We start from the raw sequence: 15,459 nt of genomic DNA on the forward strand, positions 1-15,459 counted from the left end.
CCGTGTGCGGGCTGGGTGCGGCTAGCGCTTGATCTGCTCGAACGTCACGAGCAGGGCCTCCCAGTCGAAGATCTGCGTCTCCGGCGTGTACGTGCCGTCGATGCGGTGCAGCAGGTACCGGGCCGCGTTGCCGAGGTGCTCGTGCGCCTCGGCGGCGGTCGAGGCCACCGCGTCGCGGTGCGGCGCGGCGGCCTCGGGGGCGAGGGCGGTGAGCGCGTTGAGGGCTTCGAGGCGCACGGGCCACGGGTTTCCGGCGTCGGCCGACGCGGCGAGTGCGGCGACCGCGGAGGTGTCTCCGGCGTACCGGGCCAGCGCCTCGGCGCACGGGATCCGGACGAACGCCTCGGGGTCGTCCGCGAGCGCCGCCCGCAGGAGCTCCCGCACCGGGCCGGTCGTCGCGGCGCGGCCCAGCACGAGGATCCCGACCGCGCCCCAGTGGCGCACCGCGGCGTCCGGGTCGGCGAGCGCGGCGACGAAGCGCGGCAGTTCGCCGGGGTCGCGGCGGCCGACGGCGTCGGCGACGTCGAGGACGCGGGCCAGCGGGTAGGCGCCGTCGGCGCGGCTCGCCTCGTAGCCTTCGGCGGCGGCCCCTTCCGGCAGGAATCCGTTGTCGTGCACCGCGAGCATGTGCGCGCGCAGTTCGCCGGCCAGGCGGTGTTCGACGTCGGCGTACGCGGGGTCGCCGGCGAGGTTGCGGACCTGGTCGGGGTCGGCCGTGCAGTCGTACAGCTCCACGCCGGGCTTGGCGCGCCAGAACGCGTCCTGCGTGTCGTCGAGCCGGCCGGCGAGGTGCTCGGTCTCCCACGAGCGGTAGCCCGCCGCCAGCCACGCGAACGCCTGGTGCGTGCCGTAGGGCCGGTGCGGGTGGTAGTTGCGGATGTACCGGTAGCGGGCGTCGCGGACCGTGCGGACGGTGTCGTACCGGGCGTCCATGCGGTTGCGCATGCCGAACGCCCGTTCCGTCCCGGGGTCGAAGGCTGTGCGGGCGAGGCTCGCGCCCTGCATGTGGGCGGGCGGTGTGCCGCCGGCCAGGTCGACGAGGGTCGGCGGGACGCGGATCGTGCTCACCGCGGCGCTGACGCGGGTGCCCGGCGGCGGGAACAGGTGGGCGTGGCGTTCGGGTGCCGCGACGATCAGCGGGACGTGCAGGCCCTCGTCGTAGCACCAGCGCTTGGAGCGAGGTTGGACGCCGCCGTGGTCGGACGTGTGGATGACGACGGTGTCCTCCACCAGGCCGTCTTCGGCGAGTTGCGCGAGCAACTCCCCCACGAACGCGTCCATTCCGGCGATGTGCCGGTAGTAGTGCGCGAAGTCCGCCCGGATGTCGGGGGTGTCGGGCAGGTAGGCGGGGAGCCGGATGTCCTGGGGGTCCACGGTGAACGCGTCGCGCCCGAACACGGCGCTCTCGTGGGTGGGGTCGTAGTTGAACACCGCCAGGAACGGTGCTCCGTCGGGGCGGTCCCGCCAGTGTGCCCGGCTCGAGCACGCGTCCCAGACGGCGTCGGGGTCGACGTCGCAGTTGTAGTCGGTCTTGACGTTGTTCGTCGTGTAGTAGCCGAGGCCGCGCAGGATCTCCGGGTAGGTGGTCATCCACGCGGGCACGTGTGCGCGCGCACGCATGTGGTGGGCGGGGCCGTTGCTCTCCGGGGCGACGCCGGTGAGCAGCGCGAACCGCGACGGGGCACAGACCGGCGCGGCGCTGTACGCGTGCTCGAACACGGTGCCGCGGGCGGCGAGCCCGTCCAGGTGCGGCGTCGTCGCGTGCGGGTCGCCGTAGCAGCCGAAGCGCGGCGGGCAGTCCTCGCTGACGGTCAGCAGGATGTTGGGCCGAGATAGATTCATGTGAATGTACATACCCTTCCGGGACACCCTTGACTTCTGCTCGCGCTCTCATGATTCTGAGCGCTACCTAAGTTCCTGAGACCTTAGTGCGGGCGGGGGCGCCCTCGGTTCAGGGCAGTCCGGAAGGGTGGCCTCGCGCATGTCCTCTTGGTTCGGATCCCGTAGAACTCCCCGTCGGGCGGCGCGCGTCGGCGTCGCGGCCGCGCTGCTCGCCGCCGTCGCGGTCGGCTGCACCGTCGAGTCGAAGCCGTCGGCGACCGCGTCCGGCGGCCCCGACGGCGCGGCGCCCGCGGTGCGTGCCGACACGCCGGGGGTGACCGCCGACAGCATCAAGATCGGCATCGCCTACCCGGACTTCGCCGAGGTGCGGGCCTTCGTCAACATCGACCAGGGCGACTTCGAGGCGACGTACAAGGCCGTCATCGACAAGGTCAACGCGGCCGGCGGCGTGCAGGGCCGCCGGATCGTCCCGGTGTTCGCCAAGCTCAGCCTCGCCTCCCCGGCCGCCGCGCAGCAGACCTGCGTGAAGCTGACGCAGGAGGACAAGGTCTTCGCGGTGCTGTACACCGCACCGGGCAACCAGCAGACGCAGTGCTTCCTGCGGAACGGCCGCACCGCCGTGGTCGGCGGCCCGATCACCGCCGAGGAGTACAAGGCCGCGCAGGCGCCGTGGTTCTCCTACCTCGACGGCGACGACGCCAAGCGCACCGTCGAACTGTTCGCGAAGCGGGGCGACCTGGCCGGCCACAAGGTGGCGGTGGCCGCCGTCGCCGGGGACCAGACGACCACGGAAAAGGTCGTGCTCCCCGCCCTCGCGGCGGCCGGGATCACGCCCGTGGCCACCGGCTACATCACCGCCAACGCGTCCGACCCGACGGCGTTCTCGCAGCAGGCGAACGTCATCTTCCAGAAGGCGCAGGCCGCGGGCGCCGACACCCTGCTGAACGTCGGCGGGGCGGCGCACCTGGTGCCGCAGTACCTGGAGAAGACCGCGTGGCGGCCGCGCCAGCTGTTCACCGTCCCGCCGGCCGGCTACCTGACGACCAAGGGCCGGCACGACTTCGGCACCCTCAAGGACGCCGTGACCGCGGCGGCCACGACGGACTGGTCGGACCCCGCGCTGCTGGCCTGCGCCGACGCGGTCACCCAAGCCGACCCGACCCTGGCGGGCAAGCTCGTCGACCCGACGACGGTGCCCAGCGGCCAGCCCACTCCCGGAGCGTCGACGGCCGCGGCCTGCCAGACCGTCGCGCTGTTCACCGCGATCGCGGACAAGGCCGGCAAGAACCTCGACTACGCGGCGTTCCAGCAGGCCGGGTTCGGACTGGGGACGTTCCACGTACCCGGGTACCGCGACTCCGCGACCTACACCCGCGACACCCCGGCCGGCGCCATCCCGGTGCACGCACAGGTCTTCGACCCGGCCACCACCCGCTTCGTGCCCGCCGCCGGATAGGCAAGGACCCCTGATGCGCATCATCTACATCGACGTCGACACGCTGCGCGCCGACCACACCACCCCCTACGGCTACCACCGGCCCACCACCCCGAACCTCCAGAAGCTCGCCGACAAGTCCGTGGTCTTCGACCGCTACTACTGCTCGGACTCCCCGTGCCTGCCCTCGCGAACGGCGTTGACCAGCGGCCAGTTCGGCATCACCAACGGCGTGATCGGACACTTCGGCCCGGCCGCCCAGTTCCGCCTGGAGCCGGGGCACGGCCAGGAGCTCGACCGGCCGTTCCTCGGCCAGCAGCTCGTCAACGGCGGCTACTACACCGCGGCCGTCTCCGTGTTCGCGGAGCGGCACCGGGCGTACTTCTTCCACGGGAACTTCCGCGAGCACATCCGCGCCACCGACCGCTCGGACGACGAGGACGCCGCCGACGTCAACCGCGCCGCGTTCAAGTGGATCGCCGACCACGCCGCCGACGACGACTGGTACCTGCATCTGACCTACTGGGAGCCGCACACCCCGTACACCCAGCCGGTCGAATGGACACGGAAGATGTCCGAGTCCGGCCCGCCGCCGCAGTGGCCGGACGAGGAAGCCGTCGCCGGGCACGCGGAAATCTACGGCCCGCACAGCGCGCTCGACCTGCACTGGAACGGCTTCGTTCCGCCGAAGTCCCCGGTGCCGGACAACATGCCCGACCGGGTCGCCTCGCGCGCCGACTTCGAGCACTTGATCAACGGCTTCGACGGCGCGATCGCGTACTGGGACGACCACTTCGGCCGGCTCATGGCGCTGCTGGAGGAACTCGGCATCGCCGAGGAGACCGCCGTGATCGTCAGCGCGGACCACGGCGAGTCGTTCGGCGAGAACGGCTCGTACGCCGAGCACGGCCTGGCCAACGAGCCGACCCTGCGCCTGCCGCTGGTCTTCTACTGGCCCGGAGTCACCGACGACCTGCCCGACGACGCCCGCCGCAACGACGCGCTGCTCTACAACATCGACTACGCGCCGACGCTGTGCGACCTGCTGGGCCTGGAGGTCCCGGCGGGCTGGCAGGGCACGTCGTTCGCGGACGCGGTGCGCGGCGAGGACATCCCGTCCCGCGAGTACCTCGTCCTCGGCCAGGGCGCGCACACCTACCAGCGCGCCGTGCGCACCCGGGACCACCTGTACATGCGCACCTACCACCCCGGGTGCTTCCGCGCCGAGTGGGAGCAGCTGTTCGACGTCTCCAAGGACCCGTGCCTGACCCGCGACCTCCTCAACGAGGAACCGGAGTTGGCGGACGGCATGCGCAGCCGCCTCGCGCAGTGGTGGCACCGGTACGCCGGTCGTCCGGGCTGCCTGCCCGACCCCATGCAGGCCACCTTGCAGACCGGCCCGACGTACTACAGCGACCCGGTCAAGTACGTCCAGCACCTGCGCGACACCGGGCGCGGCCACCTCGCCGACGACCTCGACGAGCGCCTCGCGTCGCTCGCGGTGCCGGTGTCCTGGCACGCGCCCGACCGGCCGCGCACGGGCGAGTTCGTCGACCGGCTGATCGAGCGGTTCAAACAGCAACACGCCGCGCAGGCCGCGGCGGAGAGCACGCAGTGAGCCCCCGGCACGACCGAACGTCCACCGCGACAGAAACGGCACCACGCATGGATACGACCGCCAACACCCCCACCCGGCCGGACATCGGCGACGACGAACTGCGCGGCCTGGTGGGCCGGTTGACACTCGAGGAGAAGGTCCGGCTCGTCGTCGGCGAGGACGTCTGGTCGCTGCCCGCGCTGCCGGGCATCGGCCTGCGCAAGATCCGCATGTCCGACGGGCCCGCCGGGGTGCGGGGCGTGCACATGGACGAGCGCGAGACGTCGCTGCTGTTCCCGTCCCCGACCGCGCAGGCGGCGGCGTGGGACCCCGAGGTCGCCCGCCGCGTCGGCTTCCTGATGGGCGCGCAGGCCCGCGACAAGGACATCCACGTCCTGCTGGCGCCGACCGTCAACATGCACCGCACGCCGCTGGGCGGCCGACACTTCGAGTGCTATTCGGAGGACCCGCTGCTGACGTCGAGGATCGGCGTCGGGTTCGTCGAGGGTGTGCAGTCCGCCGGCGTCGCCGCCACGATGAAGCACTACGTGGCGAACGACTCCGAGAACGAGCGCTTCACCTACGACGTCACCGTCGACGAACGGGCTTTGCGCGAGCTGTACTTGGCGCCGTTCGAGGCTGCGGTCCGCGAGGCGCGCGCCTGGCTGGTCATGTCGGCGTACAACTCCACCAACGGGCACACGATGACGGAGAACTCCCGTCTGCAGAACGACGTGTTGAAGGGCGAGTGGGGCTTCGACGGCGTCGTCGTGTCGGACTGGATGGCGGTCCGCTCGACCGAGTCCGCCTACCTGGGCGGCACCGACATCGCCATGCCGGGCCCGAACGGCCTGTGGGGCGACGCCCTGGTCGAGGCGGTCCGCGAAGGCCGCGTGGACGAGTCGGTCCTCGACGACAAGGTGACGCGCATCTTGCGCCTTGCCGCCCGGGTCGGCGCCCTCGGCGACACCGCCCCGCCGGACGGTGTCAGCACGCCGGAGGACGCGCGGGCGCAGCTGCGCGCGATCGCGGCGCGCGCCATGGTGCTCCTGGAAAACCCTTCTGGGGCACTGCCGTTGGACGCCTCCCAGATGCGGCGCGTGGCCCTGATCGGCCCCAACGCGGTGCGGCTCTCTGCGCAGGGCGGCGGTAGCGCCCACGTCACACCCGACCACGTCGTCGGCGTGCCCGAGGCGCTGGGGGAGGCGCTCGGCCCGGGCACGGAACTGACCGTCAGCCAGGGCGTGTTCACGCACCGCAGACTCGATTTCCTCCCGACGGCCGCCACCACCGTCCCGGACACCGGCGAACCGGGAGTCCTCGTCGAGTTCCGGTCCACCGACGGCACTCTGCTGGATGCGGAACGGCGCCGGACGTCTCAGGTGGTCGTCTTCCCCGGCATCATGCCCGAGGGCACCGCGACCATCGTCATGAAGGCCCGCGTGCTGCCGGAGTGCGACGGGGTCCACTTGGCGGAGGTCGCCGGGAGCGGTGACTTCGCCGTCCGCGTGGACGCCGCGGAGTACCGGATCACGCTCGCCGGTGAGCGCGACGACCCCGGCGCCGCACTGATGCGGCCGCCGCTCCACCGCTTCGAGGTGCCCGCGAACGCCGGCACCCCCGTCGACATCGAGGTCACGTACGGCGACGGCGCGGAACTCTTCATCGCCGCGCTGGGCATCGGCTGGGGGTCCCCACGCCGGGCCGAGGACGACGAGTTGGCCGCCGCCGTCGCGGACGCGGCCGCCGCGGACGTGGCGGTCGTGGTCGTCGGCACCACCGACGACATCGAGTCGGAGACGTTCGACCGGGAGAACCTGCGGTTGCCCGGCCGTTCCGACGAACTGGTCGCCCGCGTGGCCGAGGCCAACCCGAACACGATCGTGGTCGTCAACGCCGGCTCCCCGGTGCTGATGCCGTGGCGGAACGACGTCGCGGCGGTGCTGTGGGCCTGGCTGCCCGGCCAGGAGGGCGGCGCGGCGGTCGGCGACGTCCTCACCGGAGCGGTCGAGCCGGGCGGGCGCCTGCCCACCACGCACCCGGCCGACGAGGCCGACGTCCCCGTACTGTCCACGCAGCCGGTCAACGGCGCGCACCACTACGCGGAGTCGCACACCATCGGCTACCGGCTGTGGGCGCTGCGCGGCGCCAAGCCCGCCTACCCGTTCGGGCACGGGCTCGGCTACACGGACTGGGCGTACGAGCGGCTCGACGTCTCGGGCGACGCCGCGTCGGGGCTGACGGTGAACGTGGAGGTGCGCAACACCGGTGTCCGGGACGGGCGTGAGGTCGTGCAGGTGTACCTGGAGCCGGTCTCCGGCGAACTGTTCGGCACGCCGGAGCCGATCCGGCTGGTCGGGTTCGCGCCCGTCGACGCGGACGCCGGCGATGCCGTGACCGTGGCTGTGGCGGTTCCGCAGGACGTCCTCGCCCGGTGGAGTCCCGAGGCGAACGGATGGGAAGGCCCCTCGGGGCGCTACCGCGTGAGCGTCGGCCGCAGTGTGGCCGACCTGCGGCTGACGGACGAGATCGAGCTCTGAAGTCCGGACGGCGGCCGCGCGCGCTCGCGCGTGGCCGCCGTCGAACCACCGAACCACCGAACCACCGAGGGGACGAACGATGGACGACGGCCGGACTCCGCACTCGTGCTGCGCACCCTCCCGGACAGGGGTCGGGACGGCGCCGCCGGCCGTCCCTCTGTCGGTCCCCGTCGCGGACCCGGGCCCCCGGGACGGCATGGTCCGGCTGCCCGGCGGCGAGTTCCTCATGGGCACCGAGGACGCCGAGGGCTTCGCCACGGACGGCGAGGGCCCGGTGCGGCGCGTGCGCGTGGACCCGTTCCGCATCGACGCGCACGCGGTGAGCAACGCCCGGTTCGCCGCGTTCGCGGCCGCGACCGGGTATGTCACGGAGGCCGAACGCCTGGGCTGGTCCTACGTGTTCGCCGCGTTCCTGCCGGGGGCGCTGCGCCGTGCCTCGCCGCGCCCGGAACGCACGCCGTGGTGGTGCGGCGTCGAGGGCGCCCGCTGGGACCGGCCCGAGGGTCCCGGGAGCACCGTCGAGGGGCGCGAGGACCATCCCGTGGTGCACGTGTCCTGGCACGACGCCGACGCGTACTGCCGCTGGGCGGGCGGGCGCCTGCCGACCGAGGCCGAGTGGGAGTACGCGGCGCGCGGCGGGCTGGAGCAGCGCCGCTACCCGTGGGGCGACGAGCGCGAGCCGGGCGGCACGTACATGTGCAACATCTGGCGCGGCACGTTCCCCGCGAAGAACACCGCGGACGACGGCTACCGCGGCACCGCCCCGGTGGACGCGTTCGCCCCGAACGGCTTCGGGCTGCACAACGTGTCCGGCAACGTCTGGGAGTGGTGCGCCGACTGGTGGACCACCGACCACGGCGCCGAGCGGCCGCTGGTCAACCCGCGGGGGCCTCATGCCGGGAACGACAAGGTGATGCGCGGTGGCTCGCACATGTGCCACGACTCGTACTGCAACCGGTACCGGGTCGCCGCCCGTACGGCCAACACGCCGGACAGTTCCAGCGGGCACACCGGCTTCCGCTGCGTCCGCGACGCCGACTGATCCGGCCGCCCGCGGTTACCTATGCATGACTGATTACGTACGCGGCGCGGCTCCGTAAATTCTCTCTCGTCAGCAAGCGAGAGGGCGGACCGGGAAAGGCCCGGGAAGCCTCCGACCAGGGAGAACACACCATGACCGCCTACGCCATCGCCCACGTCCGCGCCGTCGAGTTCTGCCCGGAGATCGTGGAGTACCTGCAGCGGGTCGACGAGACGATCGAGCCCTTCGGCGGCCGGTTCATCGTCCACGCGTCGCCGAACAAGCGCGCGGTGGAAGGCGACTGGTCCAGCGACGCGATCGTCATCGAGTTCCCGTCGATGGAGGACGCCACGGGGTGGTGGGACTCCCCCGCGTACCGGGAGATCCTGCCGCTGCGGACGAGGAACATGACCGCCGACATCGTCCTGATCGAGGGCTGCCCGGCCGGCTACCGCGCGCAGGACGCGCTGAAGGGCCTGGTGGGCTGACGGACGGGCTGGGGAGGTGGTCGGTGCCGCGGTCGCGAGGTCGGTCAGGCGCGGTGGGTGCGGAGGCTACGGGTCACCACGGGGACGACGGCCGCGGCCACGACCAGGTGCGCGGCGGCGAGCGCGACCCGCGTCTCACCGGCCATGTAGGCCGGCAGGAACGGCAGGACCAGCGATGCGGCCACGACGGACCAGGCGGTCACGGCGTACGTCCGGGCGGGCCGCTTCGCCCACCGCGCGACGGCCAGGGCGAACAGCAGCCCGGCGACCGCGAACATCAGGGTGAACCCGACGAAGCCGCCCGCCGGGATCGGCTCGGCGTCCGCCTTCGAGGTGCCCATCTGGGTGGAGACGCCGATGCCGCGGATCGCCGCCTCGTAGACCCCGGCGACGACCGCGCCGCCGACGGACGCGAGCGCGGTGGCCTTGGCGACCGGCCGGAGCGGCGCGTGGGTCGAGCGGTCGGTCGAGGCGGTGTTCGCGGTGCTGATCGCGGTGGAGATCGTCGTGGTGGTCATCTCGTCCTCCGAGGTGTGCGTTGCCGTTTCCTGCTTTCGGAGGGGTAGACCGGGCGCGGGCCCGGGACTCATCGGTCCGAGCGGAAGAGATTTTCCCGAAGGTGGGCCTGGTCCCCGTTAGTGTTCCAGCGGGGGCCCGGAGGCGAGAAAGCCGCCGTCGTGGAAGATGAGCGCCGGGCCGGGCGTGCTGTGGAAGGTCAGGACCGCGCCGATGAGCACCACGTGGTCCCCGCCGGGGAGCACCCTGCGGCGGCGGCACATGAGGATGGCGACGGCGCCGTCGAGGAGCGGCACGCCGTAAGGGCCGGGCCGGGTCGCGGTGCCGTGGAAGCGGTCGCCGCGGCCGGCGAACCGCTCGGCCACGTCGCGCTGGTGGGCGCCGAGGACGTTGACCGCGAAGTGCGTGGCCGCGGTGAACGCGGGGCGGCTCGCGGACGTTTCCCTCAGGCACCACAGGACCAGCGGCGGGTCGAGCGACAGCGAGGTGAACGACCCGATGGTGACGCCGACCGGGGTGCCGCGGTGGGTGGTGGTCACCACGGTCACGCCGGTCGCGAAGCGGCCCAGGGTCGCGCGCAGCGCGCGGCGGTGCTGTTCGGTGAATCCGGTGGCGGCGGGCGGCGGTTCGGCGGGGTCCGGCGTGCGGGTGGTGGTGCCGGGCGGTGCGGCCGAGTTCGGTGTCCGGGTGAGCCCGGGTGCTTCGGCCCGGTGCGGCCTGCGGGTGGTGTTCGCGGCGTCGGCCGCGCGGGTGCGTGCGGTGTCGGCCGCTCGGGTGCCGACGCCGCTCATGCGGTTCATGCCGTCGCCGCCGTGGCCGGGCCGTACTCGGCGAGTGCCGCGGTGATGTCGGGGTCCTCGGGGTCCAGGTCGGCCGCGGCCGCCAGGTCGGCGGCGGCCTCCGCCGGGCGTCCGGCGGACCTGTGCACCATCGCGCGGTTGTAGCGCAGTTCCGCGGAGTCGGGGACGAGCTCGACGGCGCGGCTGAGGTCGGCCAGGGCGGCGGCCAGGTCGCCGCCGTCGTACGCCGCCCCCGCGCGTCCGGCGAGCGCCGCCACGTGCTCGGGGTCCTCGTCGAGGGCCTGGTCGAAGCACGCGCGGGCGGTGGCGGGGCGGCCGTGTGCGGCGTGGATCTGGCCGGCGACGGTGTGCAGGAAGGCGTTGCGCGGTTCCACGGCGAGTCCGGCGGCGGTGTCCGCCCACGCCCCGTCGAGGTCTCCGGCGGCGAGCCGGAGTCCGGCGCGGTTGACGTAGGCGTCGACGAACTCGGGGTCGAGGTCGAGGACGTAGTCGAAGTCCGCGAGCGCGCCCTCGAGGTCGCCGCGTTCGGCACGGATGTCGCCGCGGTTGTAGTAGGCCTCGTGGAACGGCGGCGAGAGCCGGATCGCGGTCTCGTAGTCGTCGTAGGCCTCGTCGTCTCGGCCGAGGCGGCGCAGCACGTTGCCCCGGTCGAAGTAGTACTCGGGGTAGTTGGGGTCGAGGTCGATCACGGCGGTGTACTCGGCGACGGCGTCGTCGAGTTGGTCGAGGCCGCTGTAGACCTGGGCGCGGTTGTGGTGCAGGACCGAGCGGTGCAGCCGGTGTTCGCCGGGGGCGAGCGCGGCGTCGAGGGTGGCGATGCCTTCGTCCAGGAGGGCGAGGGCCTTGCGCAGGTCGCCCTGGTGGACCTCGACGAGGGCGAGGCCGTTGTTCATGAAGACGCCCTGGAACAGGCGTTCCTTGGGGTCCTGGAACTGCGAGGCGAAGGCGACGGCCTGGTTGACGAGGGCGCGGGCCTTGTCGTGGTCGATCTTGGCGGGGTCGTAGTGCCGGGTGTAGAGCATGCCGGTCGCGTAGGCGGCGCCCATGTGGATGACCGGGTGGGTGCTGTAGCGGCAGGCCTCCTCGTACAGCTTCTCGGCCTCCTGCGGTCGCTCGAGCACCGCGTAGGCGGTGGTGAGCCGGGAGGTGACCATGAAGTAGCGCCGTTCGGGCTGGTCCCAGCCGATCAACGCGCGCGCACGGTCGGCGAGTTCGATGGTGGCGTGGTAGAAGCCGAGGAGGCTGCAGTTGTCGACGGCGAACTGCAGCGCGGCGGCCCCGGCGCCGGCCGGGTCGGTGCCGTGCTCGCGGTGGTACGGGACGGCGCCGAAGCGCAGGGTGAGTTCGCCGCGCGCTTCGAGCTCGTCGGCGCGCGCGTCGTGGAGGCGGGCGCGGCCGTCCGGGGCGAACGCGGTGTAGGCGTCGACGAGTGCGGGCTCGTCGGAGGTGCAGTCGCCGTGGACGTACGCCTCGGCGAGCGTGAGCGGATCCCCCTGGGGGCCGGTCGTCGTGGCCGACGGCTCGACCCGCTGGGGCATGGCGTGGCGCTGGGCGGCGTCGCGCAGGGGCCCTTCGGGCAGGTCGTCGGTGCCGGAGCACAGCACGACGCGCAGCACGCCGGGGTCGACGCGGCGCAGCACGATCGCGAGGAACTCGGCGTCGGTGTGGTCCGCGTGCTCGGCGTTCTCGACGACGAGCGTGTGCGGGCCGAGGCCGGCGGCGAAGTCGCGGAGGAACTCGGCGATGCCGTGCGACATACGGCTGGTGCGCAACCGCGAGTAGTAGCGGGTGCGTTCCTCGGGCACGGACAGCGAGGTGAGGGTCTCACGGGTCGCGGGGACGACACCGCGCAGCTCGGGGGTGACGGACAGGATCTCCATGTCCTGCCGCGTCACCAGGTCGGGCCGTACGGCGAGCGCCTGCGGGACGACGGCGCGCAGCAGGGTGCCGGTCGCGGTGTAGGGGCCGCGCAGGCGGCGGTGGGCGTCGAGGACGGGGCCGAGGCGGGGCGGGAGCGGGCGGGCGGCCAGGGCCTCCTCGCGGTCGCGGCGCAGGCCGCCGTGCAGCCACAGGTGTGTGGACACGGTGTCTCCGGTGGTCGTGGGCGGCCTGGTGTCAGGCCACGAGGTGGGTGGTGGCCGGGGCCGCGCGGCGGCGCCTGCGGTCGCGGAGCGCGATGTAGCCGACGACGGCGAACTGCGCGACGTTGACGCCGAGGAACAGCAGCGAGTCGGCGAGTCCGCCGGGCCCGGTGCCGTCGCGGAGCCGGTCGATCATGATCGTGGCGATCCGGAACATGGTGGGCAGGCCGGCGACGGCGAGCGTGCCGAGCGAGAAGGCGTAGCCGGCGACCATCAGCCACGAGTACCAGCGGGCGGCGCGCCGGTCGGTCGGGTGCAGCGTCGACTCGTCGACGAGCGTGGCGCGGCGGCCCAGCAGGCGGCGGACGCGGTTTCGGACGACCACCTTGGCGGTCTTCTGCAAGTCGACGCAGCCGAGGACGGTGACGACGGCGTAGTAGATGTCGGTCTGCAGGTAGAAGTAGAACTGCCAGACGAAGCGCAGGAGTGTGCCGAACGCCAATGCGAGCAGCACGGCACCGACGATCGGCTGGCTTCCGTCGTCGCGCTGGACCGCGGCCGCGGCGAGCGTGAAGACGGCGACGACCAGGAGGTCGGCGAACATCCCGGCGAGGATCGGCCAGTAGCGGCGCCGTCTGGGGACGGCGACCAGGCCGTCCATGGTGGTCTCCATGACGACGAAGTACAGGCGTCGTCCGAACCCGAAGCGGGTGTGGAGGCCGAGGCGTCTTCCGGCGAGCGCATGGAAGCACTCGTGCAGCACGACCAGCGGGAACTCGCCGAAGTACAGCGTCGCGACGATGACCATGATGTACGGCGAGAAGAACAGGTGGTGGTAGGAGGGGATCAGGCTGTGGTCCCGCGCCATCACCACGACGGAGGCCAGCAGGAGCGCGGCGTAGGCGGCGCGGGCCGGCCAGGAGAACAGCGCGCGGCCGAGGCCCTGGAGGCGTGGCGGGGCGGTGTCGGCGGGCTGCTCGTCGGGGCCCACGACGAACCCGAGTTCGTCGATGACCTCGAGGAACTCCTGGATGTCGACGGGCTGTCCGTAGGTTTCGGCGTACCAGGTGGCGGCGTCGTTCGGCGTGCTTCCTTCTTCCAACCGACGCAGCAGCGCGGCGCCGTCGGCGGGCAGCACACAGTACGAGTCGACGTCCGCCCGGCCCACCGTGACCTCGTCGCCCTCGTCGAGGTAGGTGAGGGGGTGGAGGGCGAGCGAACGGCTCGGGTCGAGCGGGGGCGCGGCGCCGTTGGCTTCGGGCTTGGCTTCGTCTTCGGTTTGCGCGTTGGTTTCGGATTCCGCGTTGGTTGCGGTTTCCGCGTCGGCTTGGGCGTTGGCTTCGGCTTTGGCTTCGCCCAAGGCACGGGTTTCGGTGTCCATGGGGTCCTTCGCTTCCGGGGTTCGGTGCGCGGTTCCTGGGCGCCGGGGCGGACGGCTGTCGTCCGCCCCGGGCCCGTGGTGGAACTACGCGGGCAGGACACCGCACTTCGGGTTGTACGGGCACAGGGCCGCGCTGGTCAGGCGGACGGAACCGGCCTTACGAACGGCGATGGTCTTCACGGGAGCCTCCCCTCGGGTGTCTCGCAGGGACCCGGCCGACGATCGGACGGGCGCGGCTCTCGCCGCCGAAACCAGCGTGCGGGCCGGGGGTCATCGACGGTTCAGCCGTGATGTCACCGCCGGGTCATCGGCGGTCCGGGGGCGTGCGGGAGAGGTTCCGGATGGCCAACCATCTGAACCGGGGCCGGGGTCGCGCCGTGGGTGGACTCGGGGACGGCCCGCACCAACCGTCCGGACTCGGCCCGGCGACCTCTTGCCGGGGTACGTCGCGAGGCGCCTAGGGGGAGCAGCTCATGGAGATTCGACTGCTGGGTGGCGTGGAAGCCTGCGTGGGTGGCACGAAGGTCGAACTGGGGCCCCCGGGGCAGCGGTTCGTCCTGGCGGTGCTGGCGTTGGAGGCGAACCGGGTCGTGCCTTTGCAGCGACTCGTGGAATTACGCTGGCCCGACGAGGCACCACCGACGGCCGTACATGCGATTCGGGCGGCGGTGTCCCGGCTCCGGGCGATCCTGAACGCCACCGATGCGCAGCGCTTCGACGTGGCCCTGGCGACCCGACGGCCGGGCTATGCGCTGGAGCTCGACCCGATGCACGTCGACGCGCACCGGTTTCGCTCCTTGGTCGACCAGGCCCGACGGTCCGACGACGAGGTGCGTATCTCGCTGTTACAGGAGGCCGGCGACCTGTGGCGCGGCCCTGCGCTGGCAGGGGTGGGAGGGCCTGCGGACGCGCTGGTCGCGGGGCTCGAGGAGGCGCGGTTGCTGGCCGTCGAGGACGCCATGGACGCGTATCTCCGACTGGGGCGGCACCGGGAGATCATCCACCGGCTGACGGATTTCGTGGAGGCACAGCCCGAACGCGAGCGGCCGGTCGGTCAGTTGATGGTCGCGCTGTATCGCAGCGGCAGGTCCCACGAGGCGCTGCAGACGTACCACCGGGCGCGCAAGCGGAGCGCCGACCAGTTCGGGCTCGAACCGAGTGCGGAGCTCCGACGGTTCGAACTGGCCATCTTGCGGGACGACGAGGCACTGCTTGCTCCCGAGCCCGTCTCTCGCCCGATGCCCAACGAGCCGGGGCCGGCCTCGTCCGACGAGGCGGAGGCGACCGAGTTGGCGCGTCGGATCAGCGACCGACTTCCGTCGGCGGATCCTGCGACGGCGAATGTGGTGGCTCGGCTCTTGGGTGTGGCTGATCAGTTGTTGGCGTGAGGGCCTTTTGACTGCACCGTTCCTGGCCTGCACGGTTGTCGGTGGCCTCCCGCCCCTCCCGCTTTCGATTTTCGCGCGGCCGACCCGCGCGTCAAGCCGCGGTGGATCTGACGGCGTTCAGGTGGCCTGTCCCGGAGTTGAGGGGGCGGCTTGACCCGCGGGCCGTCCGCGCTGAACATCCTCGGCACCTGCGGGAGGGGCGGGAGGTGTGGCGCCGCGGTGATCGCTTCGCGCCGCCGAGCCGCGGTCCCAGCGTGGCGGGCGCCCGGCGCCGCCGGTCGGTGTCGGCCGGGCGCCGGGACGGGTCGCGCCGCCGGGCCGCGGTCGCCGATCTCTCACCTCTCACTGACAACGGTTTTCAAAAGAACCA

General features: G+C 72.5%; 11 protein-coding genes. 6 read left to right on the forward strand and 5 right to left on the reverse strand.

Going from position 1 to position 15,459, the window contains the following annotated elements; translation table 11 throughout:
• Window positions 1-21: 21 nt before the first annotated feature.
• The gene (locus QI554_RS43155; RefSeq protein ID WP_281478930.1) at window positions 22-1,842 is read right to left on the reverse strand and encodes a sulfatase family protein; all 1,821 of its coding nucleotides are present in this window, start codon (window positions 1,840-1,842) and stop codon (window positions 22-24) included.
• A 139-nt stretch (window positions 1,843-1,981) separates the two neighbouring features.
• Here QI554_RS43155 and QI554_RS43160 point away from each other — a divergent pair, with 139 nt between their 5' ends.
• The 5 genes from QI554_RS43160 (at window position 1,982) to QI554_RS43180 (ending at window position 8,923) form a co-directional block, all read left to right on the forward strand.
• Window positions 1,982-3,298, forward strand: a complete 1,317-nt coding sequence (locus QI554_RS43160; protein ID WP_281478932.1) for a type 1 periplasmic-binding domain-containing protein — start codon at window positions 1,982-1,984, stop codon at window positions 3,296-3,298.
• Between the two features lie 13 nt (window positions 3,299-3,311).
• Window positions 3,312-4,895, forward strand: a complete 1,584-nt coding sequence (locus tag QI554_RS43165; protein WP_281478933.1) for a sulfatase family protein — start codon at window positions 3,312-3,314, stop codon at window positions 4,893-4,895.
• A gap of 47 nt (window positions 4,896-4,942) precedes the next feature.
• Window positions 4,943-7,414 carry a beta-glucosidase family protein gene (locus QI554_RS43170; protein ID WP_281478935.1) on the forward strand — a complete coding sequence of 824 codons (2,472 nt, stop codon included), beginning with the start codon at window positions 4,943-4,945 and terminating at the stop codon, window positions 7,412-7,414.
• A 196-nt stretch (window positions 7,415-7,610) separates the two neighbouring features.
• Complete coding sequence (locus tag QI554_RS43175) at window positions 7,611-8,456, forward strand: formylglycine-generating enzyme family protein (protein ID WP_281478937.1); 846 nt, start codon at window positions 7,611-7,613, stop codon at window positions 8,454-8,456.
• 131 nt (window positions 8,457-8,587) lie between these two features.
• Window positions 8,588-8,923, forward strand: coding sequence for a DUF1330 domain-containing protein (locus tag QI554_RS43180; protein ID WP_281478939.1), 336 nt, complete (start codon window positions 8,588-8,590; stop codon window positions 8,921-8,923).
• 44 nt (window positions 8,924-8,967) lie between these two features.
• Here QI554_RS43180 and QI554_RS43185 read toward each other — a convergent pair whose 3' ends face one another.
• The 4 genes from QI554_RS43185 to QI554_RS43200 form a co-directional block, all read right to left on the reverse strand.
• Window positions 8,968-9,441 carry a DUF6069 family protein gene (locus QI554_RS43185; protein ID WP_281478941.1) on the reverse strand — a complete coding sequence of 158 codons (474 nt, stop codon included), beginning with the start codon at window positions 9,439-9,441 and terminating at the stop codon, window positions 8,968-8,970.
• A gap of 117 nt (window positions 9,442-9,558) precedes the next feature.
• Complete coding sequence (locus QI554_RS43190) at window positions 9,559-10,239, reverse strand: flavin reductase family protein (protein WP_281478943.1); 681 nt, start codon at window positions 10,237-10,239, stop codon at window positions 9,559-9,561.
• Window positions 10,236-12,323: a tetratricopeptide repeat protein gene (locus QI554_RS43195; protein WP_281478944.1), complete on the reverse strand. Its 2,088-nt coding sequence runs from the start codon at window positions 12,321-12,323 to the stop codon at window positions 10,236-10,238. Before QI554_RS43195 ends, QI554_RS43190 begins: the two co-directional genes overlap by 4 nt.
• Before the next feature lie 31 nt (window positions 12,324-12,354).
• Entirely contained in the window at window positions 12,355-13,701 is a 1,347-nt protein-coding gene (locus tag QI554_RS43200) for a zinc metalloprotease (RefSeq protein ID WP_281478946.1), read from the reverse strand.
• Between the two features lie 473 nt (window positions 13,702-14,174).
• Here QI554_RS43200 and QI554_RS43205 point away from each other — a divergent pair, with 473 nt between their 5' ends.
• Complete coding sequence (locus tag QI554_RS43205; RefSeq protein ID WP_281478948.1) at window positions 14,175-15,089, forward strand: AfsR/SARP family transcriptional regulator; 915 nt, start codon at window positions 14,175-14,177, stop codon at window positions 15,087-15,089.
• The last annotated feature ends 370 nt before the right edge of the window (window positions 15,090-15,459 follow it).

This window comes from Yinghuangia seranimata, assembly GCF_029953285.1.
GTDB lineage: Bacteria > Actinomycetota > Actinomycetes > Streptomycetales > Streptomycetaceae > Yinghuangia > Yinghuangia seranimata.